The following is a 21947-nucleotide window of genomic DNA, read 5'->3' on the forward strand; positions in this document are numbered from 1 at the left end:
TCGGTCTCCTCACGTGGTGGTCAGGTCACGGGTGGCCGAGCCGGCGGCCTGCAGCAGGTCCTCCCGGCTCGGGTCGACGAGCACCCGGCCGTCGGGGCGGACGACGATCGGCCGGTCGGTGTCGGGGACTCCCGCCTCGGTCAGCAGCCGCCGCGCGGCGTCGTCCTCGGCCGGGTCCAGCCACTGGTGGGCGATCCCGTCGTCGGCCAGGCGGTCGCGCAGCTCGACGCTGGCGGGCCACCGCCGGTCGCCGACGACCCGCAGCCCGCTGGCCTGGCCGATCAGCATCGCGCGGCGGAGCAGGAACGACCGGGTGACCAGGTCGTTGATCTCCCGGTTGCGGGCCAGCAGGGAGCGCAGCCGCTCCAGCGTGAGCACGATGACCTCCCCCGGCTCGGCGACCACCAGCGAGCGGACCGGCCGCTGACCGGCGAGCTGGTTGAGCCCACCGAGGAACCGGCCGGGGCCGTTGACCGCGATCACCCGTGGACCCGCGCCGTCGACGCCCTCCAGCGGGCCCTCCACGATCGCGACCGACCCGGACACGATGACGAAGAAGTCGTACTCCGCCGCCCCGGAGCGCAGCAGCACCTGCTTGTGCTCGGTGCGCACCCGCCGGCCGACCCGCTGGAACTCCCGGCACTGCTCCGGGGTCAGCCGGGGCGTGGACCCGTCGTCCGGCGTCTCCTCGAAGTGGCCGCCGGGGACCTTCGTGAGCCCGGGCAGCTCCGCCGTCGGTGACAGCGTCACGGTGCGCACCACCGACGCCGGGGCGGGCGCCTCCCGGTGCTGCGGGCCGCGCGGGTCGGAGTCGAGCAGGGCGGCGGCCAGCGCGTCGGTGACCGTGGGCCCCTGGTGGCGGACGCCGTTGACGAAGAACGTCGGGGTGCCGGTGACGCCGCCGGCCTCGGCGGAGGCGACGTCCTCGCGCACCCGGGCGGCGAAGGCGCCGTCCCCGAGGTCCTGGGCGAACCGGCCGAGGTCCAGACCGAGCGCGGCGGCGTGGTCGAGCAGCTCACCGGCCTCCAGCTGGTCCTGGTGGGCGAACAGCCGGTCGTGCATCGCCCAGAAGGCGCCCTGCGCACCGGCGGCCTCGACGGCCTCGGCGGCCAGCTCGGCGTGCGGGTGGACGTCGGGCAGCGGCAGGTGCCGGAACACGTAACGCAAGTCCTCACCGAACCGCTGCCGCAGCTCCTCGACCACCCCGGTGGCCCGTCCGCAGAACGGGCACTCGACGTCCCCGTACTCGACCAGCTCGAGCGGGGCGTCGGGGCGGCCGCGCACGTGGTCCCGCGCAGGGTCGACCGGCGGGTCGAGCCGGGTCGGGCCGGTGGGCTGCTCGACCGGGTCGCGGCGGGCCAGCCAGCGGAACCAGCTCAGCCCCAGGGTCGCGGCGACGACGGCGGCGGCGAGGATGCCGACCATCGCCTCGTCGCGCAGGCCGGGGTCGGGGAAGGCCAGGTCGGCGACGAACAGCGAGACGGTGAAGCCCAGGCCGGACAGCGCGGCCCCACCCCAGACGCTGCTGAGCCCCACCCCCGGCGGCAGCGACCCCAGGCGCAGCCGCACGGCCAGGGTCGCGGCACCGCCGACGCCGACCAGCTTGCCGACGACGAGCGCGGCGAACACCCCGAGCGTCACCGGCGAGGTCACCGCCCGCTCCAGCAGGTCGCTGCTGAAGGCCACCCCCGCGTTGGCCAGGGCGAACACCGGGACGACGACGTACCCGCTCCACGGCACGAGCAGCGCGCCGATCCGCTCGTTGGGCGAGATGGCCCGCTCGACGGAGAGCTTGGCCTGCCGGGCGAGGGAGACCTGCGGCGACTGGCGGAAGGCCCGGGCCAGGACGCCGGCGGACTCGACCTCGGCCCGGCGCGGCGGGTAGGCGCTGACCAGCAGCCCGAGGACGACGGCGCCGATGGTGGCGTGCACCCCGGAGGCGTTCATGGCCAGCCACATGGCCGTGCCGACCGCGAAGTACGCCGGCCCGCGCCACACCTGCAGCCGGGCGAGCACCTGGAAGGCGAGGATGCACAGCGCCGCGATCGCCAGTGCCGTCAGGTCGACGTCCTCGCTGTAGAAGACGGCGATGACGGTGAGGGCGCCGATGTCGTCGACCACCGACAGGGAGAGCAGGAAGACCCGCAGCTGGGTCGTCGCCCGCGGCCCGGCCAGCGCCAGCGCACCGAGCAGGAAGGCGGTGTCGGTGGCGATCGGGATGCCCCAGCCGTTGGCGCCCGGGCCGCCGGCGTTGAACGCCAGGTAGATGCAGGCGGGCAGCGCCAGCCCGGCGAGGGCGGCGATGACCGGGATCGACAGCCGGCTGCGCTGGGTGAGCTCGCCCATCTGCAGCTCGCGGCGGACCTCCATGCCGATGAGGAAGAAGAAGAAGCACATCAGGCCGTCGTTGACCCAGTGCCGCAGGTCCTCGGTGACACCGGTCGACCCCAGCCGCAGCGAGAACTCGGTGTGCCACACCCGGTCGTAGGAGTCGCGCCACGGGGAGTTCGCCCAGGCCAGCGCCAGCAGGGTGGCGATGACGAGCAGGCCCGCGCTGGCCGCCTCGGTCTGGAGCATGCGCCGCGCCTGGGCGGACAGCTGCGCGACCAGGTGCCGGGACCCCGACGTCGTCGTGGTGCGTGGTGCCGCGGTCATGCCGTCTTCCTACCGTGCCCGTGTGACAGGCAACGACCCGTTGCGCGCGACAGGAGTGGCGGGCGGCATCCCGGGTAGCGGCACGGGGTGACTGCAGACACGACGGCGAGCGACCTCCGGCCGGCCTCCTCCGCGGGCGGCGGGCAGGTGGTGCTGGTGATCGGCGCCTCCTCCGGCATCGGCCGGGCGAGCGCCGTCCAGTTCGCCGAGCGCGGCGCCTCGCTGGTGCTGGTCTCGCGCAGCGCGACGACGCTGCACGACGCGGCCGCCGACTGCCGGGCCGCCGGGGCGCGTGCGGTCGAGGTCGTGGTGGCCGACGTCCTGGACCCCGACGCGGTGCAGGCCGCCGTCGACCGGGCGACCGGCACCTTCGGCCGCCTGGACGTCGTGGTGCACGCGGCGACCGTGATGGCCTACGGGCGCATCGAGGACGTTCAGCCCGACGTCTTCGAGCGGGTCGTCGACACCGCCGTCCTGGGCACGTTCAACGTGTTCCGCTCGGTGCTGCCGGTGCTGCGGGCCCAGCGGCGCGGTGACGTCGTGGTGGTCAGCTCGCTGCTGGCGTCGATCACCGCGCCCACCATGGGCGCCTACGTGACGGCGAAGTGGGGGCAGCTCGGGCTGATCCGCACGCTGCAGCAGGAGCTGCGCGAACTGCCCGACGTGCACGTGTCGGCCGTCGCGCCCGGTGGGGTGACGACGCCGATCTACGACCAGGCCGCGACGGTGCTCGGCAACACGGGGCACCCGCCGCCCCCGGTCTACACGCCCGAGCGCGTCGCCCGGGCGGTCGTCGACCGGGTGGCGAACCCGCGGCGGCTCAAGCAGTCGGGGTTCCTGAACCCGGTGATCATCGCCGGGTTCCGGCTGTTCCCGCCGGTGTTCGACGTGCTGGTCGGGCCGCTGCTGCGGGTGTTCGGGATGGCACGTGACACCGTGCCGCCGACGACCGGCAACGTGTTCGCACCGGTGCCGGAGAAGGAGTCGACCCGCGGCGACTACTGGGGGATCTAGGCCTCAGATGGAGGCTGCCCGACGCCCCCGGAGCCGGAGGCGGAGGCTGCGCGACGCCCCCGGAGCCGGGACACCAGGAGCGCGCCGGCGGCGACCGCTCCGGCGGCCAGCACGACCATCGTCATCCCGAGGCCGTTGCCGTCGGCGGGCAGTGACGTGCCTGCCGGGCACTGGCTCACCGCGGTCGCCGAGGACAGCGCCGAGCCGTCCAGCGTCCAGTTGGCGGAGAACACGTCGCCCGAGGCGACGGTGAGCGCGAAGGCGCCGGGGTGGCTGCCGGGCGCGAAGGTCGTGGGCTGCGCGCCGTCGTACGCGCTGGGGCTGATGACGTTGTTCGCCCCACGCGGGATGGTCTGCGTGACGCCGCTGGTGTTGTCGTACCCGAGCAGCACGCTGACGCTGCCGTCGCTGTTGGGCTGGTAGCAGGAGACCGTCGGGACGACCGTGCCGGCTGCCTGGGCGACACCGGGGCCGGCCACGAGCGCGACGAGGGCGACCAGCGCGGCCAGCGCGGCCAGCACTCCGTACCGCACCGCTCGTCCTGCGGAGTCCGTCGTCCTGCGCCTGCGCGTCATGCACCTGTCCTCTGCCCGACCGGCGGCTGGTCCGCCCATCGGAGCTCCATCGACACCCGGGCGCAGGCCGCGGAGCTTCTCGCGGCCGGGTCACCCGCCCGGGGTGCACGCCTCCTGGCCGGCGCCTCCCGGTAGCGGCCAGTCGGATGGGGCGCGGACGCAGACGTGCGGGCAGCAAGCAGCCCGCCCCCGCGGAGTGCGGGGAGGGGAGCGCGCTGCTGCGAGGCGCGGGTGCAGATGAGCGGGCCGTTGGTCAGAAAGGTGGCGGGTCGTCGATGGGTGGAGCTGGCGTCTCGTGCAGGAACTCGACGGGACGCGGCAGGCCTGGAGGCGACTCGGCCGGACGTCGCAGGCCCGGTGGTCGGGTCGTGCGGGTGACTCCCGACGGCGTGGTGACTCGGAGGGTCCCCTCGTCGTCGAGGCGGAAGCGCCAGCCGGGGGCGAAGGTCTTGAGTCGGTGGTGGGACCGGCACAAGCAGCAGAGATTGGTGCAGTCGGTGGTTCCGCCGTCGCCGTGGGCATGGACGTGGTCGAGATCGGCCCAGCCGACGCGTTGCCCACAGTTGGGGAAGCGACAGCGCTGGTCGCGGGTGGTGACGAAGGCCCGCTGCTTGTCGGTGGGCGCGTAGCTGTCGGTGGCCGCCGGCGGTCCGAGGACTGGGCAGCCGCAGGATGTCTCGGCCCGGCCACCGGCGTGGGCGGCCCGGTCATCTCCGCCGCGCTCGCTGTCGCCGTCGGGATGGGCAGTGCAGCCGCGCCGGGCCAGGCGGGCGAGCTCGGCGGGCGTCGTGGTGGCGAGCAACTGCCCGTCGGGGCCGGTGACCGCGAAGGTGAGCGTGCCGCCCTCGGGGGCCGTGAGGCCGAGTGCACCGACGCGGGCGAGCAGCTCACGCAGGTGGGCGGCGGTGATCGGCAGTCCGTTGACCTCCCCTGGCTCGGTGTCCGCGCCGGTCAGGGAGTCGAGGCCGGCGGTGATCCGGACGTCCGCGCTGACCGGCGGCAGTCCGGAGTCAGCCGGCCGCCGGATCAGGGCCGAGAGGACGTACGCCCGTAGCACCCCGATGGGCCGCTCGTCGCCGTCGGCCTTGAGCATCCGCGCGAGCTGGTCGACCAGGTCGTGGCACTCGACGGCCTCGTCGGTGGGCAGGTCCGCTGCCAGCGTCGACCGGCCTGGCGTGCCGGTTGGATGGACGTGCACGTCCGCGGCCCGCTCGGCAGCGGCGCGCTGCTCCTCGGCCGCGGCGGTGTCCAGCTGCAGCATCAGCGCGGCGGCGCGGTCACGCAGCCGGTGGACCGACAGGTCCCGGGCCTCGGACAGCAGGGCGTCCTCGACCTGGCCGGCGATCTCACGGGAGGTGTGGGCGAGCACGTCCGCCAGAGCATCGGCCCGACGTTCGTCGAGGCGCCCGGCCCGCAGCTCGGCGAAGGTCGCGGGCAGCTTGCGGGTCCAGGTGAGCGCACGGCCCAGCCGGTGCGAGGCGGTGCCGCGGCCCAGGTTCAGCAGCGCCGACAGTTCAGCCAGGAAGAACTCACTGATCTCGGGCTCACCGTCGGCGGTCCAGCCCGGGCGGCGCGCACCAGGCCCGGAGGGGTCGGCGGTGGCGGGGCGCCTGCCGGCCAGGGCGAGGATCAGCTCCGCCTCCTCTGCGGCGTCCCGAGCCCGCCGCCGCTGCAACGCCTGCAGGTCGGCGGCCACCAGCTCCTCGGGCCACGCCGACCGGTCGCCCTCACTGTCCCGGCCGCCGCGCAGGGCCAGCTCGACCAGGGCCCCGAGCGGGGCCGGTGGGGACAGGGTCGGGGTCACGGGTCGAACATACGTTCGAGGTACGACAGTTCCGTGGGGATCTCCGCCCGGACCGGTGCAGATCCCCGCCCGGACATCAGGTCATGACCGGGCCACCCTCCGGGTGACCACCGCGGTCGCCACGTACCGGCGAAGAGGAGGTCCTGGCCCGTCACCGTCTGTGTGCGACGGTCCCCTGCCGCTCCACCGGACGAGGCTGTCGCCGTACCTACGCAGCGGTTCCCCGACGCGCCACGGGACGAGAACGCCACCCCGCAACGGGCTCATGCCACTCCGCAGGGCGCGACCGGGGCTCCCGCAACGGGCCCCGCCACTCCGCGGGGCGCGACCGGCACTCCCGCAACGGGCCCACAGCACTCGACAGGACGAGACCGTCACCCCGACAGCGGTCCCCCGCCGCTCCACGGGACGAGACCGTCACCGCCGCGACGGGTCCCCCGCAGGACCCGACAGCGGCCTCGCGCCCGCGCCCCTCAGTGGGCTTGCCCGGCGTCAGCGCGCGTAGCGGGCGGCGGCGCGTTCGCGGGCCTGGGCGGCGAGCACCTCGCGGTCCTTGGGCGGCGCCGCGGTGACGAGGTCGGCGAGCAGGTGCTCGGTGGCGTGCGCGATCTCCTCGACCGCCCGGTCGAACGCGGCCTGGTTGGCCTGCGAGGGCTTCGCGGAGCCGCTGACCTTGCGCACGTACTGCAGCGCCGCGGCCCGCACCTCCTCCGACGTCGTCGCGGGCGCCAGGTTGTGCAGCACGTGGATGTTCCGGCACATGGCCGGCAGCCTAGGAGCGCAGGGCGTCCTGCGGGCCGGTCACCGCCACGGTCGGCCGTCCGCCGCGGGCCAGCTCGCGGCTGATCACCATCCGCTGGACCTGGTTGGTGCCCTCGAAGATCTGCATGACCTTCGCCTCCCGCATGTACCGCTCGACCGGGTACGCCGAGGTGTAGCCGTACCCACCGAGCACCTGGACGGCGTCGGTGGTCACCCGCATCGCGTTGTCGGTGGCCACCAGCTTGGCGATCGCGGCCTGCTGGCCGTAGGGCTGGCCTGCGTCCTTGAGCCGCGCCGCGGACAGGTAGGTGGCCCGTGCGCTCTCGACCGCGGCGGCCATGTCGGCCAGCAGGAACGCCAGCCCCTGGTGCTCGATGACCGGGACGCCGAACGCCTCGCGCTCGCGGGCGTAGGCGACCGCATCGTCCAGCGCGCCCTGCGCCAGGCCCGTGGCGACCGCGGCGATGCCGAGCCGGCCGGCGTCCAGCGCGGCCAGCGCCAGCGGCAGGCCGTCGCCCTCGGCACCCACCCGCCGGTCGGCGTCCACCCGCACGCCGGCGAAGCGCATGGTCGCCGTGGTCGACCCGGTGAGGCCCATCTTCGACTCCGCCCGGTCGGCCGTCAGCCCCTCGGACCCCGCCGGGACGACGAAGCAGGAGATCCCGCGCGACCGGTCGGCCGAGGTGCGGGCCATCACCGTGTACGAGTCGGCCTCCCCGCCGTGCGTCGTCCACGCCTTCTCCCCGGTCAGCACGTACTCCCCGCCGTCCCGGACGGCGCGGGTGCGCATCGCGGCGGCGTCGGAGCCGGCGTGCGGCTCGGACAGGCAGTAGGCGCCCAGCAGCTCACCGGACAGCAGGTCCGGCAGCAGTGCCGCCTGCTGCTCGGGCGTGCCGGCGGTGGCCAGCGCCCAGCAGGACATGCCGTGGACGCTCACCCCGACCGCGACGCTGGCCCACACCGCGGCCAGCTCCTCGAGCACCTGCAGGTGCACCTCCGCGGGCTGCGCGCCGCCGCCGAACTCCTCCGGGTACGGGAGGCTCAGCAGCCCCGCCCGGCCCAGCGTGCGGAACACCTCGCGCGGGAAGCACCCCTCGGCCTCCGCCGCGGCGACCCGGGGCGCGAGCTCGTCGCGGGCCAGCTCACGGGCGAGGTCGAGCAGGTCGGCGGCCTCCACGGTCGGGACCAGGCGACGCACGGGCACAACACACCTCCGCGGGTCCGGGACCTCGTCGTCCCGGACCCCCGACGGTACGCACGGTCAGCCCCCGGGCCAGGCCAGGTCCGCGACGATCGGCGAGTGCGTGCTCGGGCCGGCGGCGCCCTCGACGCTGCGCACCGGCTCCAGCCCGCTGACCAGGACGGCGTCCACCCGAGCCACCCCGGGGCCGGGCCCGCGGGTCAGTGCCGGCCAGGTGCCCACGGCCCGATGGACGTCGACCAGCCCGGCGTCGACGAGCTCGCCCAGCGGCTGGTTGAGCGGCGCGGAGTTGAGGTCGCCACCGAGCAGCACCGGCTGCCCCTGCGCGATCAGCCCGGCCGCGATCTCGCCGTAGCGCCGGGCCTCGGCCACCCGCAGCCGGGCGGCCTCGCTGGTGCTCCCGGCCGGGTTGAGGGACTCCTTCTCCGGCAGGCAGCCGATGCACGGCGAGGCCAGGTGCACCGAGAGGACGGCGAGCCGGCGACCACCGGCGTCGAGGGTGACCAGGGCGGTGGGCCGGGCCCCGGCCGGCAGCCCGGTCACCTGCTCCGTCCCGGTGATGGGCAGCTTCGACACGACGGCGTCCCCGTCGGGCTCGAAGGTGCCGCTGACCGGCCCGAAGCTGCTGTACGGGTAGCCCGGCAGGGACGCCAGCGCCGGGCGGGACTGGTCCGTCACCTCCTGCAGCAGCAGCACGTCGGGCTGCTCACGCTGGACCAGGGCGTACAGCCCGTCCAGCGGCGCGGTCTGGGTCAGGTTGTAGGTCGCCACCCGCAGGTCGTGCGCGGACTCCCCGCCCGGGAGCCGGTTGAGCAGGTAGGGCCCCTGCAGCACCGCGCACACCACGGCCGGGACGGCGACCGCGGCGACCGCCCGCCAGGAGCGCAGGACGACGGCGAGCACGAGCAGCGCGGGAGCGGGCAGCAGCCACCAGAAGGAGAACAGCGCGGCGGTGTAGGTGACCGCCGTCCGGTCGCGCAGGACGGCCACCGCCAGCAGCACCAGCGTCGCGACCAGGCCGTACGCCACGGCCAGCCCGAGGCTCCACCGCAGCCAGCGCGGCCGGGCGGGCGGGGTCAGGCGTCGCAGCACCCGTCCATGGTGCGGGGAGACGGGCGCCCGCCGGACCGATCCCCGGCTCCCGCGCAGTTGCCTTGGTCACCCCGGCGCCGTCGACAGGTCCGGTGGGTAAGGTGAGCCTTCCCAATCTCGTCAGGCCCGTCCGCCGTACCCCAGGAGCCGCACGTGGCACAGCGCACGGCTCCCCGGCCCCCGCAGGACGCACCGCCCCGGCGCGGCCTGCTGCGGGGCACCGGCAGCCGGGCACTGGGCCTGTGGCTGCTGCTCGTGCTGGCGGTCGCCGTCTGTGCGCTGAGCATCAGCGTCGGCACCCGCCCGATCGGGCTGGGCACGGTCTGGCACGCACTGCTGGACCCCGCCACCCCCGGCGACGAGACGGTGATCGTGCGCCAGCTGCGGGTGCCGCGCACGCTGCTGGGCGTGCTCGCCGGTCTCGCGCTGGGCGCCTCCGGGGCGCTGATGCAGGGCCACACGCGCAACCCGCTGGGCGACCCCGGCCTGCTGGGCGTCACCGCGGGGGCCTCGTTCGCCGTCGTCCTGTCGATCTCGCTGCTCGGCCTGAGCACCCCCAGCGCCTACATCTGGCCCGCCCTGGCCGGGGCGCTGCTGGCCAGCGTCGCGGTCTTCGCGATCGGCTCCGTGGGCCGCGGCGGGGCCACCCCGGTCAGCCTGGCGCTGGCCGGGTCGGCGCTGACCTACCTGATGTTCGCGCTGGTCCAGTCGATCACCATCCGCGAGTCGAGCACGCTGGACGCCTACCGCTTCTGGATCGTCGGCGCCCTCGCCGGCCGCGACGCCACCGTGGTCGCCCAGGTCGCGCCGTTCGTCGTCGTCGGGCTGGTGCTCGCGGTGGTCAACGCCCCGGCGCTGAACCTGCTGGGGCTCGGTGAGGACGTCGCCCGGGGCCTGGGCCAGCGGGTGTGGCTGGCCCGCACGGTCGGGCTGGCCGCGATCACGCTGCTGGCCGGCGGGGCCACCGCCGCCTGCGGGCCGATCGCCTTCGTCGGGCTGGTGGTGCCGCACGTCGCCCGCGCGTTCACCGGCCCCGACCACCGCTGGCTGGTCCCGGCGTCCGCGCTGCTCGGCGTCATCGCCCTGCTGCTGGCCGACGTCCTCGGCCGGGTCGTCGCCCGCCCCGGTGAGCTGCAGGTGGGCATCGTGCTGGCCGTCGTCGGGACGCCGTTCTTCATCGCCCTGGTGCGCCGGCGCCGGCTGGTGCAGCTGTGAGCCTGGCCGCGCCCACCCGCACCCCGGAGTCCCACGCGCGACCGCGGCGGACGCTGCGCGTGGGCCCGGTGTCGGCCACCTACCGCCGCCGCTCGCTGGTCGTGCCGGTGCTGGTGGCCCTGCTGCTGGTGCTGGTCGCGGCGCTCAGCCTGGGGCGCGGTGACTACCCGATCAGCGTGCCCGGGGTGCTGGGCACGCTGGTCGGCGCTGGTGACGACACCGCACGGTTCATCGTGCTCGAGCTGCGCGCACCGCGGATCGCCGTCGCCGTGCTGGTCGGGCTCGCGCTGGGGGTCTCCGGCGCGCTGATCCAGACCTTCGCCCGCAACCCGCTGGCCAGCCCCGACGTGCTCGGCGTGACCGGCGGCGCGGCGATCGGCGCGGTCGCGGTGGTCGTGGCCGGCGGCGGCACCACCGCGGTCGGCACGCTGGGCGGGCTCGGGGTGCCGGCGGCCGCGCTGCTCGGCGGGCTGGTCATGGCCGGGCTGATCTTCGGGCTGGCCTGGCAGTCGGGCATCGACGGCTACCGGCTGGTGCTGGTCGGGGTGGGGCTGTCGGCGATGGCCCAGGCGGTGGTGTCCTACCTGCTCACCCGCAGCACGCTGTTCGACGCCGCCGCCGCCAACGTGTGGCTCACCGGCTCGCTCAACGGCCGCGGGTGGGACCAGGCCCGACCGCTGTTGATCGCGCTGGTGGTGCTGCTTCCCGCCGCGCTGGCCATGACCCGGGTGCTGAACGTGCTGCAGTTCGGCGACGAGACGGCGCGGGCGCTGGGCGTGCGGGTGCCGCTGGCCCAGCTCGCCGTCGTGCTGGTCGCGGTCGGGCTGGCCGCGTTCGCCGTGTCGGCGGCCGGGCCCGTCCAGTTCGTCGCGCTGGTCGTGCCGCAGATCGCCGTCCGGCTGACCGGCGGCTCCCGGCCACCACTGCTCACCTCCGGCCTGCTCGGGGCGCTGCTGCTCACCGCCAGCGACCTCGTCGCCCGCACCGCGCTGCCCGAGACGTTCCCCGTCGGGGTCGTCACCGCGGTCGTCGGCGCCCCCTATCTGCTCTGGCTGCTGGTCCGCGGAAGGCGGCGATCCACCCTGTGACCGCACTCGACACCCCCCGCACCGCCCAGGTGCGCCTGGCCGCGGACCGCGTCCGGCTGGCCTACGGCGACAAGGTCGTCGTCGACGACCTGGACCTGGAGCTCACCGACGGGTCGTTCACCGCGATCGTCGGCCCCAACGGCTGCGGCAAGTCCACGTTGCTGCGCGCGCTGGGCCGGCTGCTGCGCCCGACCGGGGGCAGCGTGCTGCTCGACGGCCGGGCCATCACCTCGCAGTCCACCCGCGAGGTCGCCAAGGTGCTGGGCATGCTGCCGCAGACCCCGCTGGCGCCCGAGGGCCTCACCGTGGCCGACCTGGTCGCCCGCGGCCGGCACCCGCACCAGAGCTGGCTGCGGCAGTGGTCCAGCGACGACGAGGCGGTGGTCACCGAGGCGCTGACCTGGACCGACATGGCCGACCTCGCCGACGCACCCGTGGACGCGCTGTCGGGTGGGCAGCGGCAGCGGGCCTGGATCTCGATGGCACTGGCCCAGGGCACCGACCTGCTGCTGCTCGACGAGCCCACCACCTATCTCGACCTCGCCCACCAGGTCGACGTCCTGGAGCTCATCGCCCGGCTGCACACCGAGCGCGGCCGCACCGTCGCCGTCGTCCTGCACGACCTGAACCTGGCGGCCCGCTACGCGCAGCGGCTGGTGGCGATGAAGGACGGCGTCCTGGTGGCCTCCGGGACGCCGGCGGAGGTGCTGACCGAGCAGCTGCTGGCCGAGGTGTTCGAGCTGGAGGCCCGCGTCGTCCCCGACCCGGTCACCGGCACCCCGATGGTGGTCCCCGTCCGCCGCCTCAAGCGCTGACCGGCCCCCTCGCAGGGCCCCGCCGCGAGCTTGCTCGTGGTGGGGGGCGAGGGGGTCCTTCGTCCATCAGTAGGTGAAGTGGGTGACGGCGCCGCGGAGGTCGCTGGCCAGGCGGGAGAGCTCGTCGACGGCGATGCGGGTCTGACTCAGCGCCTGGTTGGTCTGCTCGGCGGCCTGGGAGACGCCGGTGACGTTGGCCGCGATCTCCTCGGTGCCGGTGGCCCCCTCCTGGATCGACCGCGACATCTCGGCGGTGGTCGCGGTCTGCTCCTCGACCGCGCTGGCGATGGTCAGCTGGAAGTCGTTGATCGAACCGATGATCTGCGAGATCCGGCCGATCGCGCTGACGGCACCCGCGGTGTCGCCCTGGATGGCGTCGACCCGGCGGGCGATGTCCTCGGTGGCCTTGGCGGTCTCCTGGGACAGCTCCTTGACCTCGTTGGCGACCACGGCGAAGCCCTTGCCGGCCTCACCGGCCCGGGCGGCCTCGATGGTGGCGTTGAGCGCGAGCAGGTTGGTCTGGGCGGCGATCGAGGTGATGACCTTGACGACCTCGCCGATCTCGCGGGAGGAGTCGCCGAGCGCGACCACGGTGGCGTTGGTGGTCGCCGCCTCCGCGACGGCGGTGGCCGCGACCTGGGCCGCCTCGGTGGCACTGCGGGAGATCTCCAGGATCGCGGCGTTCATCTCCTCGGCGCCCGCGGAGACCGTGCTCACGCTGCGGGAGACCTCCTCGGCGGCTGCGGAGACGACGCCGACCTGCACGCTGGTCTCCTCCGCCGACGCGGAGATCTGCGCGGCCGAGGCCGACAGCTCCTCGGCGGAGGCGGCGACCGTGGCGGAGGAGTCCACGACCAGGCTCATGACGGCGCGCAGCCGGCCCATCGCCTCGTCGATCGCGGTGCCCATCCGGCCCAGCTCGTCGCGGCTGGTGAGCCCGGTGGTGCGGGTCAGGTCGCCGGTGGCGAGCGCCTCGGCGACCTCCTCGACCCGGCGGACCTTGCGGGCGATGCTGCGGGCGATGAGCAGCCCGACCGTCAGCGCCAGCAGGATGCCGACGACCAGGACGACGAGGGAGAACGTGCGGGTGGAGGCGCTCTCGGCGGCGGCGGCCTGCGCGCTCGCGGCGGCGTCGGCGCTCTCCAGCTGCTCCAGGTCGGCCAGGCCGGTGAGCGCCTGGTCGAACAGCGGGGCGACCTGGGCCTCGTGCACGGCGAGCCAGCCGGGCTGGTCGTGCTGCTGGGCGAGGGAGGTGAGGAGGGTGTCCTCGACGTCGCGGGCCTGACCGAACGCGGCGGAGATGTCGCCGAGCGCCTGCTCGGTCGCCGCGGGGTGGTCCAGGGCGAGGAAGGCCTGCAGGTCGGCGTCGAAGTCGGTGCGGGCCGCGGTGACCCGGTCCAGGGCGGCGGTGGTCTCGGCCGGGGTGTCGGCCAGGACGGCGTCCCGCTGGGCGACCGCGACGCGCTGCACGTCGCCGATCAGCGCGGAGACCCCGTCGATGCCCAGCACGTCCTCGGCGTACATCCGCTCGCTGGTCTCGGCCTCGCCGGCCAGCGCGTGGAGCCCGGTGACCCCGATGACCAGGGCGACGGCCGAGGCGGCGCCGACCGCGGTGAGCACCTTGGTGGCCACCGACCGGTCACCCCACCACGCGCGGGGGCGCGCAGTCGGGGCAGTGGGGAGTTCGGCGGTCGGCATCGTGCTGCTCCGGGGTCGGGGCGTGGCCTGGGTGTCAGGTTCCCCCTCTGCATCGTCCGCACGGGGCAACTGCTTGAGCCGGGCGCCGTGTGGGGCCCCTTCCGCCCCACGCGTCCGCCTCCGGCCACCCGCCGTCACCATCCGTGACCGTCAGCACGCACCCCGCCGTCGCACCGGACGCCGCCGCAGGCCACACTGGACGGCGATGGACGTGCTCGCCGCTGGCCCGGTCACCGACGCCCTCTACTGGGTGCGCGGACCGGGGTTGAACGCCCTGCTGATCGTCCTGGGCGCGGTCCTGCTGGCCCGGCTGGTGAGCTGGACGGGGCAGCGGATCACCGACCGGATCGACGCCGCGGCGACCGGCTCCGACGCCCTCGTGCGCTCCGAGGCCGCCAAGCACCGGCACTCGCTGACCCAGGTGCTCACCTGGGCGGCGATCGTGCTGATCTGGTCGGTCACGGTCATCTTCGTGCTCGACACCCTGGGCCTGCCGGTCACCGGCCTCGTCGCGCCGGCCACCGTGCTGGGCGTTGGCCTGGGCTTCGGCGCCCAGCGCGTCGTCGGCGACGTGCTGGCCGGGTTCTTCCTGATCACCGAGCGTCAGTACGGCTTCGGCGACGTGGTCGCGATCCAGGTGGTCGGCGGTGGCGACCCGGCCGAGGGCACCGTCGAGGACGTCAACCTGCGGATCACCCGGTTGCGCTCGGTGAACGGCGAGGTCGTGATCGTGCCCAACGGGCAGATCGTGAAGGTCGTCAACCTCTCCCGCGACTGGGCGCGCGCCGTCGTCGACGTCCCGGTGCCGGCCTCCTCCGACGTCAACCGGGTGCAGCAGGTGCTGCGCGAGGTGGGTGAGCGTGCCTTCGCCGACGCCCGGCTGCACCGGCTGCTGCTCGACGCCCCGAGCGTGATGGGCGTGGAGAGCCTGGCCCTGGACGAGGTGAACCTGCGGATCGTGGCCCGCACCCTGCCGGGCAAGCAGTTCGAGGTCGGCCGTGACCTGCGCGCCCGGGTGGCGCTGGCGCTGTCCCGCGAGGGCGTCTCGCTGCGGGCCACCTCGACCGAGGACGACGTCCGGGACGAGGCGCTGGCCGAGGACCGGGCGCGCAGCGGGGGCGCCGCGTGACCCGGCCGCCCGACGAGGTGCCCACCACGGTGCTGCCGCAGCCGACGGTCGAGCAGCCCTCGGTCACCACGTCGCCGGCGACCCGCCGCAGCTACACCTGGCACCGCCGCATCCCGGCCCGGATCGGCCGCGCCCGGAGCTCCACGCTGGTCATCGGCGCACTGTTCGTGCTCCTGGGCGGGCTGAACGCCCTGCTGCCCACCCGGGACACCGGGATGACGCCGGTGGTGCTGCCCAGCGGGCAGACGGTCAGCGTGCCGAACTCCGCCATCCCCAGCGAGGCGCGGCCCACCTCGACCGCACCGGCGCCGGCCACCCGCGAGCCGGCCTCACCCACGCCGGCGACGCCGACGGGGACCTCCGCCCCGCCGACCACGACGGACGCGGAGACCTCCGCGCCGCCCACCCGCAGCAGCGCGGCACCGACGTCGACCCCCTCGGCCACCCGGACGACGACGAGCACGCGGGCCCCGTCGACCTCGGCGGTTCCCACGTCGACCGCCGACGAGGACGAGGGCACCCCGGCGCGCACCGCGGTGCCGACCGCGCCGACGGGCACCGCCGACCCCACCGGCTGACGCCTCAGAACGAGGTGACGACGGCGATCCCCGGCTCGCGGCCGATCGCGGCGAGCGCGGCCCCGGCGTCGGCCAGGTCCAGCTCGGAGGTCACCAGCCGCTCGGGGTGCAGCCGCCCCGCGGCGATGAGGGAGAGCATGGCCGGGTAGTCGGCCGCGGCCATGCCGTGGCTGCCGAGCACCGCGAGCTCGCGGGCGATCACCAGCTCCATCGGGACCTCCGGGCGGCCCAGCGCGGGGGGCAGCAACCCGACCTGCACGTGCCGGCCGCGCCGGCGCAGGCTGTGGATCGAGTTGAGGCAGGTGACGGCCGCGCCGAGGGCGTCGAGGGAGACGTGCGCCCCGCCGCCGGTCAGCTCGGCCACCTCGGCGGGGACGTCACCGGTGCCGGTCACCACGTGCTCGGCACCGAAGGCGCGGGCCAGCTCCAGCGCGCCGGGGGCGACGTCGACGGCGACCACCCGCGCCCCGGCGGCGACCGCGACCTGGACGGCGGACAGCCCCACGCCGCCGCAGCCGTGCACGGCCACCCACTCCCCCGGCCGCACCTGCCCGACCCCGGTCACCGCGCGGTAGGCGGTGGCGAACCGGCAGCCCAGGCTGGCGGCGGTGGCGACGGGCATGCCCTCGGGCAGCGCCACCAGGTTGACGTCGGCGGCCTCCAGCGCCACGTACTGCGCCAGCGAGCCCCAGTGCGTGAAGCCGGGCTGGGTCTGGTTCGCACAGACCTGGCGGGCGCCCTCGCGGCAGGGCCCGCAGTGCCCGCAGGCGCAGACGAACGGAACCGTCACCCGGTCGCCGACCGCCCAGGTGCGCACCCGGTCGCCGACCGCGGCGACGGTGCCGGCGAGCTCGTGGCCGGGCACGTGCGGCAGGACGACGTCCGGGTCGTGGCCGAGCCAGCCGTGCCAGTCGCTGCGGCAGATCCCGCTGGCGCCGACCTCGACGACCACCCCGTCCCGGGACGGCGTGGGGTCGGGCACCGCCCGGACGCCGAGCGGACCACCGAACTCCTCGAACACCAGCGCGCGCACCCCGACAGGGTGCCCCAGGGGCAGACTGACCGCGTGGACGACCTCACCGCCCTCCGGCAGTCCTGCGACCGCGCGCTGGCCGGGCACGGTCCGCAGACCGCCGCCGACCTGCTGGCCACCGTGCCCCCCGACACCGCGGTCGACCGCTACGGCGCCGGCGGGGTGGTGGCCGAGCTGGAGGCCGAGGTCGCCGCGCTGCTCGGCCAGCCCGCCGCGGTGTACCTGCCCAGCGGCACGATGGCCCAGCAGGCGGTGCTGCGGGTGCACGCCGCCCGGCGCGCCCGGCAGACCGTCGTCTACCACCCGCAGTGCCACCTGGAGGTGCACGAGGGGCGGGCGCTGGAACGGCTGCAGGGGCTGCAGGGCCGCCCGGCCGGGCACCGCGACCGGCTGCTCGCCCTCGCCGACCTCGAGGCCGTCGCCGAGCCGCCGGCGGCGCTGCTGCTGGAACTGCCGCAACGCGACCTGGGCGGGCAGCTGCCGGCGTGGGAGGACCTGGTCGCGCAGACCGCCTGGGCCCGCGACCGGGGTGCTGCGGTGCACCTCGACGGCGCGCGGCTGTGGGAGGCCGCCGCCGGCTACGGCCGCCCGCCGGCCGAGGTCGCGGCGCTGTTCGACACCACGTACGTCAGCTTCTACAAGGGCATCGGCGCGCTGGCCGGGTGTGCCCTGGCCGGACCCGAGGACGTCGTCGCCGAGGTGCGCGAGTGGCGCAGCCGGATGGGCGGCACGCTGTTCGGCATGTGGCCCGGGGCGGCCTCGGCGCTGACCTGTCTGCGCCGCCGGCTGCCGCTGTTCGGCGGCTACCTCGAGCGCGCCCGCGAGATCGCCGCCGCGGTGCGCGACCTGCCCGGGGTGACCGTGGTGCCCGACCCGCCGCAGACGCCGATGCTGCACCTGCTGCTGCGCACCACCCCCGAGCGGTTCACCGCCGCCGTCCGCGCCCTGGCCGAGCAGGGGCTGTGGACGTGGGAGCGCGCGATGCCCACCGGCGACCCGGCCGTGCAGCGGGTGGAGTTCTCGATCGGCGACGCGACGACGGCGCTGTCGGTCGCCGAGATCCGGGACGCCGTGGCCGCGCTGGCCCGCTGACTGGTTGCGCGCCGGGACCGTCTCCGGCGGGGTGGGCCTCGCGTGGCAGGGGGTGCGGTCGTCGCATACCGTCGACCGCACGCGGTGCTCCATCCAGACGTAGCGCGGTCCCCCGTCGTCGCCGGTCGCCGGCACCACCCCGGAGCAGCCCGGGACCCAGCAGAGAGAACAGATGACCGCATCGACTCTGGAGGGCTCCACGCCTCCCCCCGCCCGGGAGCCCCGTCCCGAGCGCACCCGTGACCGTCAGGTGAGCGTCTACGCCGAGCTCTCGCAGCAGGTGAAGGACGCCGGACTGCTGAACCGACGGCGCGGCTGGTACGTGGTCACGATCGCGCTGACCGCTCTGGCGTTCGTCGCCACCTGGGTCGGCATCGTGGCCCTCGGCGACTCGTGGTGGCAGCTCGGCCTGGCCGTGGTGCTGTCCCTGGTGCTCACCCAGTTCGCCTTCTTCGGCCACGACACCGCCCACCGGCAGGCGTTCGGGTCGCACTCGGTCAACGAGTGGTCGGCCCGGGTGCTCTCCTGCGGGATCACCGGCATCGGCTACGGCTGGTGGATGCAGAAGCACAACCGGCACCACAACGCGCCGAACCAGATGGCCAAGGACCCGGACATCGTGTCCAACGTCCTCGCCTTCACCCCCGACGACGCCGCCGAGCGGATGACCGGCCTGCGCGGCTGGTTCACCCGGCACCAGGGCTGGGCGTTCTTCCCGCTGCTGGGCTTCGAGGGCACCGCGCTGCACGCCAACAGCATCGCGACGCTGATCAAGGAGAAGACGATGCCGCGGCGTCGTCTCGAGCTGGCGATCATCGCCGTCCGGCTGGTGGCCTACGTCGTGGCCGTCTTCCTGATCATGCCGCCGGTGCTGGGGCTGGCCTTCATCGTCGTCCAGCAGGCCGTGTTCGGTCTGCTGATGGGCGGGTCGTTCGCGCCCAACCACAAGGGCATGCCGATCGTCCCGAAGAACGCCAAGGTCGACTTCCTGCGTCGTCAGGTGCTCATGTCCCGCAACATCCGCGGCGGCCGGGTCACCGACTTCATGATGGGCGGCCTGAACTACCAGATCGAGCACCACCTCTTCCCGAGCATGCCGCGGCCGAACCTGAAGAAGGCCCAGCCGCTGGTGCGCGCGCACTGTGCGAAGCACGGGATCAGCTACACCGAGACCTCGCTGGTCGGCTCCTACCGCCAGGTCGTCCGGTACCTGAACCGGGTGGGCATCGCCGAGCGCGACCCGTTCACCTGCCCGCTGGTGGCCGCGACCCGCAACTGAACGCCCCGCTCGACCCGACGGCCCGGTCCCCCCAGGGGAGCCGGGCCGTCGTGCGTCAGCGGGTGGTCAGCAGGACCAGGACGACGACGAGCACGAAGAAGGCGGCCACCGTGGCCAGCGCGGTCCAGTGCCGGCGCTGGGTGCTGACGCCGTCCAGCACGGCGGCCAGGAAGTCCGCGGGCACGGCGGTGCGGCGGCCGGCGAGGTGCGTGCGCAGCGCCGCCTCCACCCCGCCGGCCGGCCGGTCGTCGGCGGGCAGCAGCTCCTCGACCCGGTCCAGGCCGCGCAGGACGTCGGGGGCCACGGTCTCCTGCGGGACGCCGAGCTCGGCCGCCGTCTCCTGTACCGACCGCCCGTCCCCGAGACGCAGGACGAGTGCGGCCCGCTGCTGTGCGGGCAGCCGGCCCAGTGCGGTCGTCAGCGCGCCGCGCACCGGCGGGGGCGGGACCGGGGCCAGCGACAGCCCGCGCAGCAGCGGCGTGGCCGCCACCGCCTCGCGCCGCTGGGTGCGCCGGTGCCAGCGTGGGTGCTCGGCCAGCAGGGCGCGACGGGCGGCGTCGGCCCGGTCGGCGGCGGGCAGCTCGTCCCAGTGCCGGCGGACGGTGCCCAGCGCGGCTGCGGCGAGCTCGGCGCCCTCGGTCGGGTCGCCGGTGAGCAGGACCGCGGTGTGCACCAGGGCGGGGGCCTGATCGGCCACGAAGGCCGCGAACGAGCCGTCGTCGGTGGTGCCCATCGCCCGCCCCTCCCGCCGTCGTGGGTCTCCATCGTCACCCACGACGGCCCGCAGGTCAGCTGCCGGTGGTCGGCTCGGGCCAGCCGGCCAGGTGCCCGACCCAGGCCAGTGCCAGCCAGGCCCCGGTCAGTGACCCGGTCCCCGAGCCGTCGGTGAGCTCCAGCCGCCAGGGCGACGTCGACTGCCGCGGTCGCCGCGACCCGCCGCCGGGCACCGCCCGCACCACCTGCCAGGTCCCGACCGGCAGCTGCCGGGCGGGCCGGCCCGCCGCGGTCGCCCAGACGGCGTCCCGCGTGGCCTGCACGGGCTCGGCCGGTGCGGAGTCCGGCCACCGGAGCTCCAGGACGCCGAGGTCCAGGTAGCCGCCCGGGTCGGCGGGCACCGACCAGCTCGGCGGGCGGGCGCCGAGCGCGGCGTCGGCGCCCAGGGTCATCACCGTGGAGACCGCCCGGAACACCCCGCCCAGCAGCCGGCCGGCCCGGGCCTCCGGCGGCGGGTCCTCGACCGTCCACCCGACCAGCCGGCGCAGTTCCGCATCGCTCATCGGGTCAGAGCGAGATCTCGGCGATGATCTGCGGGACCTGCAGCGGCAGCTCGCGGGCCAGGAAGCCCAGCCGGCCGACCGAGGCGGCCAGCCGCTCCCCCGCGCGGCCGTGCAGGTAGGAGGCCCAGACGGCGGCCTGCGCCGGCTCGGCCCCGCGGGCGAGCAGCCCGGCGGTCACCCCGGCGCGCACGTCGCCGGAGCCGGAGACGCCCAGTCCCGCGCCCCCGCTCTCGTCCTGCCACAGCCGGCCGTCGGGGTCGGCGACCCAGCTGGTGGCCCCGCCCAGGCCGACGACGGCGTGCGCCTGCTCGGCGAGGCGGCGGGCCGAGCCGGCCGGGTCCTCGTCGATCTCGTCGGCGTCGACGTGCAGGGCGATCGCCAGCTCGGTCGGGTTCGGGGTGAGGACGACGCGGCCCTCCAGCCGGTGCAGGCAGCTGGGGTCGGCGGTGACGGCGGCCAGACCGAGGGCGTCGAGCACGAGCGGCCCGTCCAGCTCCGGCAGCAGCCGCTCCACGAGCTCCCGGGTCTGCGGCTCGTCGGCCATGCCGGGGCCGATGAGCACCGCGGACGCCGACCGGACCAGGTCCAGCACCAGGTCGGCCGCGTCGCCGCGGATGGCCCCCTCCTCGGTCGAGGGGACGCCGCGCACCAGCGCCTCGGGCAGCGCGATGGAGATGTGCGGCGCGACCTTCGACGGGACGACGACCTGCAGCTTCCCCGCCCCCGAGCGCAGCGCGGCCTCGGCGGCCAGCGTCACCGCGCCGAGGGTCTCGGTGCTGCCGCCGATGACCAGGATCGACCCGCGCGACTCCTTGCCCCCGGTGGGCTCGGGCAGCGGCCAGCTGCGGAGCACCGGCGGGGTGACCAGGGTGGGCTCAGGCTGGGGACGGGACATCGGTCTCCTCGGTCACGGGGGCGCCGTCGCCCGGGCCGGCGTCGAGCAGGTGCTCGACGCCGTTGAAGCCGGCCAGGGCGAACGCCCCGGTCCCGGTCAGGTCGTAGCGGGTCACGGACGTGTTGGCGACCTGTTCCGCGCGGTCGATCTCCAGCAGCTGGGGCTCCGACAGCTCCTCGAGGACGTACCGGAACACCATGACCACGGCCTGGTGGGAGACGCACATGAGCCGCTCGCCGTCGTGCCGCAGCGCCTCGGTGGCCAGCAGGCTGCGGATGCGCAGCGCCACGTCGGCCCAGCTCTCGCCGCCCGGCGGCCGGTAGTAGAACTTGCCGAGCAGGTCGCGGCGGCGCGCCTCCTCGGGGTACTCGGCCCGGATGCCCTCGCGGGTCATGCCGTCGAAGACGCCGAAGTCGCGCTCCCGCAGCCGCTCGTCGTACCGGATCGTGAGGTCCAGCCCGCTGGCGTCGACCGCGCGCCGGGCGGTGCCGGCCGCGCGCGCGAACGGCGAGCTCAGCACGGTGGTCGGCTGCTGTTCCTCCGGCAGCCGGGCCAGCCAGGCGCCGAGCGCGTCGGCCTGCTGCTCACCGGTGGGCGACAGCGGGACGTCGGGGTCGCGGACGTCGAGGGTGAGCCGGTCGGCGCCGCTGCGGTACGCCTGCGCGTCGGCCAGGTTGCCGATGCTCTCGCCGTGGCGCACCAGCCACAGCGCACTCGGACCCGGTGCCCGTGCCATCGCGTCGTC

General features: G+C 75.4%; 20 protein-coding genes. 8 read left to right on the forward strand and 12 right to left on the reverse strand.

Annotated elements, in window-relative coordinates:
- Positions 1–9: 9 nt before the first annotated feature.
- A complete protein-coding gene (nhaA, locus tag KUM42_RS09105) occupies positions 10–2655 on the reverse strand; it encodes a Na+/H+ antiporter NhaA (RefSeq protein ID WP_237496442.1) in 2646 nt (881 codons plus the stop codon).
- A gap of 87 nt (positions 2656–2742) precedes the next feature.
- Between nhaA and KUM42_RS09110 the strand changes: the two genes are divergently transcribed.
- Complete coding sequence (locus KUM42_RS09110; protein WP_237496443.1) at positions 2743–3669, forward strand: SDR family oxidoreductase; 927 nt, start codon at positions 2743–2745, stop codon at positions 3667–3669.
- Here KUM42_RS09110 and KUM42_RS09115 read toward each other — a convergent pair.
- The 5 genes from KUM42_RS09115 to KUM42_RS09135 all read right to left on the reverse strand — a co-directional run bounded on the left by KUM42_RS09115 (position 3666) and on the right by KUM42_RS09135 (position 9103).
- Positions 3666–4202 (reverse strand): hypothetical protein, encoded by a 537-nt coding sequence (locus KUM42_RS09115; RefSeq protein WP_237496444.1) that lies wholly within the window; start codon positions 4200–4202, stop codon positions 3666–3668. The two genes, KUM42_RS09110 and KUM42_RS09115, sit on opposite strands and share 4 nt — an antisense overlap.
- Before the next feature lie 295 nt (positions 4203–4497).
- Complete coding sequence (locus KUM42_RS09120; protein WP_237496667.1) at positions 4498–5994, reverse strand: HNH endonuclease signature motif containing protein; 1497 nt, start codon at positions 5992–5994, stop codon at positions 4498–4500.
- 546 nt (positions 5995–6540) lie between these two features.
- Positions 6541–6810, reverse strand: a complete 270-nt coding sequence (locus tag KUM42_RS09125; protein WP_237496445.1) for a DUF2277 domain-containing protein — start codon at positions 6808–6810, stop codon at positions 6541–6543.
- A gap of 10 nt (positions 6811–6820) precedes the next feature.
- Positions 6821–8008: an acyl-CoA dehydrogenase family protein gene (locus KUM42_RS09130; RefSeq protein ID WP_237496446.1), complete on the reverse strand. Its 1188-nt coding sequence runs from the start codon at positions 8006–8008 to the stop codon at positions 6821–6823.
- Between the two features lie 63 nt (positions 8009–8071).
- Positions 8072–9103: an endonuclease/exonuclease/phosphatase family protein gene (locus KUM42_RS09135; protein WP_237496447.1), complete on the reverse strand. Its 1032-nt coding sequence runs from the start codon at positions 9101–9103 to the stop codon at positions 8072–8074.
- Positions 9104–9256: 153 nt separating this feature from the next.
- Between KUM42_RS09135 and KUM42_RS09140 the strand changes: the two genes are divergently transcribed.
- The 3 genes from KUM42_RS09140 to KUM42_RS09150 are packed head-to-tail and all read left to right on the forward strand — an operon-like array spanning position 9257 to position 12221.
- Positions 9257–10318 (forward strand): iron ABC transporter permease, encoded by a 1062-nt coding sequence (locus tag KUM42_RS09140; RefSeq protein WP_237496448.1) that lies wholly within the window; start codon positions 9257–9259, stop codon positions 10316–10318.
- Positions 10315–11406 (forward strand): iron chelate uptake ABC transporter family permease subunit, encoded by a 1092-nt coding sequence (locus KUM42_RS09145; RefSeq protein ID WP_237496449.1) that lies wholly within the window; start codon positions 10315–10317, stop codon positions 11404–11406. Before KUM42_RS09140 ends, KUM42_RS09145 begins: the two co-directional genes overlap by 4 nt.
- Positions 11403–12221, forward strand: a complete 819-nt coding sequence (locus KUM42_RS09150; RefSeq protein WP_237496450.1) for an ABC transporter ATP-binding protein — start codon at positions 11403–11405, stop codon at positions 12219–12221. Before KUM42_RS09145 ends, KUM42_RS09150 begins: the two co-directional genes overlap by 4 nt.
- A gap of 66 nt (positions 12222–12287) precedes the next feature.
- Here KUM42_RS09150 and KUM42_RS09155 read toward each other — a convergent pair whose 3' ends face one another.
- Entirely contained in the window at positions 12288–13853 is a 1566-nt protein-coding gene (locus KUM42_RS09155; protein WP_370629347.1) for a methyl-accepting chemotaxis protein, read from the reverse strand.
- A 271-nt stretch (positions 13854–14124) separates the two neighbouring features.
- Here KUM42_RS09155 and KUM42_RS09160 point away from each other — a divergent pair, with 271 nt between their 5' ends.
- Positions 14125–15048 (forward strand): mechanosensitive ion channel family protein, encoded by a 924-nt coding sequence (locus KUM42_RS09160; protein ID WP_237496452.1) that lies wholly within the window; start codon positions 14125–14127, stop codon positions 15046–15048.
- Positions 15045–15626: a hypothetical protein gene (locus KUM42_RS09165; RefSeq protein WP_237496453.1), complete on the forward strand. Its 582-nt coding sequence runs from the start codon at positions 15045–15047 to the stop codon at positions 15624–15626. The genes KUM42_RS09160 and KUM42_RS09165 overlap by 4 nt, the downstream gene beginning before the upstream one ends.
- A gap of 4 nt (positions 15627–15630) precedes the next feature.
- On the opposite strand, the gene KUM42_RS09170 is transcribed toward KUM42_RS09165, so the two are convergent.
- Positions 15631–16659 carry an alcohol dehydrogenase catalytic domain-containing protein gene (locus KUM42_RS09170; protein ID WP_237496454.1) on the reverse strand — a complete coding sequence of 343 codons (1029 nt, stop codon included), beginning with the start codon at positions 16657–16659 and terminating at the stop codon, positions 15631–15633.
- A gap of 33 nt (positions 16660–16692) precedes the next feature.
- Between KUM42_RS09170 and KUM42_RS09175 the strand changes: the two genes are divergently transcribed.
- The gene (locus KUM42_RS09175) at positions 16693–17751 is read left to right on the forward strand and encodes a low specificity L-threonine aldolase (RefSeq protein ID WP_237496455.1); all 1059 of its coding nucleotides are present in this window, start codon (positions 16693–16695) and stop codon (positions 17749–17751) included.
- A 172-nt stretch (positions 17752–17923) separates the two neighbouring features.
- Entirely contained in the window at positions 17924–19030 is a 1107-nt protein-coding gene (locus tag KUM42_RS09180) for an acyl-CoA desaturase (RefSeq protein ID WP_237496456.1), read from the forward strand.
- 55 nt (positions 19031–19085) lie between these two features.
- Here the strand turns inward: KUM42_RS09180 and KUM42_RS09185 are convergent, their stop codons facing one another.
- From KUM42_RS09185 to KUM42_RS09200, 4 genes are read right to left on the reverse strand one after another with little or no spacing between them, the layout of a single operon-like run.
- Positions 19086–19763, reverse strand: a complete 678-nt coding sequence (locus tag KUM42_RS09185) for a sigma factor-like helix-turn-helix DNA-binding protein (RefSeq protein WP_237496457.1) — start codon at positions 19761–19763, stop codon at positions 19086–19088.
- Between the two features lie 55 nt (positions 19764–19818).
- Complete coding sequence (locus KUM42_RS09190) at positions 19819–20307, reverse strand: hypothetical protein (protein ID WP_237496458.1); 489 nt, start codon at positions 20305–20307, stop codon at positions 19819–19821.
- A 4-nt stretch (positions 20308–20311) separates the two neighbouring features.
- Positions 20312–21202, reverse strand: a complete 891-nt coding sequence (locus tag KUM42_RS09195; RefSeq protein ID WP_237496459.1) for an NAD(P)H-hydrate dehydratase — start codon at positions 21200–21202, stop codon at positions 20312–20314.
- A complete protein-coding gene (locus tag KUM42_RS09200) occupies positions 21183–21938 on the reverse strand; it encodes a histidine phosphatase family protein (RefSeq protein ID WP_237496460.1) in 756 nt (251 codons plus the stop codon). The genes KUM42_RS09195 and KUM42_RS09200 overlap by 20 nt, the downstream gene beginning before the upstream one ends.
- Positions 21939–21947 lie beyond the last annotated feature (9 nt).

The sequence above is a fragment of the Modestobacter sp. L9-4 genome, assembly GCF_019112525.1.
Lineage (GTDB): Bacteria > Actinomycetota > Actinomycetes > Mycobacteriales > Geodermatophilaceae > Modestobacter.

What these genes read in the sequence shown, in the direction of transcription:
- nhaA (WP_237496442.1), bottom strand. Translation starts at nt 2,655, where the DNA reads ATGACCGCGGCACCACGCACCACGACGACGTCGGGGTCCCGGCACCTG.
- KUM42_RS09125 (WP_237496445.1), bottom strand. Translation starts at nt 6,810, where the DNA reads ATGTGCCGGAACATCCACGTGCTGCACAACCTGGCGCCCGCGACGACG.
- KUM42_RS09160 (WP_237496452.1), top strand. Translation starts at nt 14,125, where the DNA reads ATGGACGTGCTCGCCGCTGGCCCGGTCACCGACGCCCTCTACTGGGTG.
- KUM42_RS09180 (WP_237496456.1), top strand. Translation starts at nt 17,924, where the DNA reads ATGACCGCATCGACTCTGGAGGGCTCCACGCCTCCCCCCGCCCGGGAG.
- KUM42_RS09185 (WP_237496457.1), bottom strand. Translation starts at nt 19,763, where the DNA reads ATGGGCACCACCGACGACGGCTCGTTCGCGGCCTTCGTGGCCGATCAG.
- KUM42_RS09190 (WP_237496458.1), bottom strand. Translation starts at nt 20,307, where the DNA reads ATGAGCGATGCGGAACTGCGCCGGCTGGTCGGGTGGACGGTCGAGGAC.
- KUM42_RS09195 (WP_237496459.1), bottom strand. Translation starts at nt 21,202, where the DNA reads ATGTCCCGTCCCCAGCCTGAGCCCACCCTGGTCACCCCGCCGGTGCTC.
- KUM42_RS09200 (WP_237496460.1), bottom strand. Translation starts at nt 21,938, where the DNA reads ATGGCACGGGCACCGGGTCCGAGTGCGCTGTGGCTGGTGCGCCACGGC.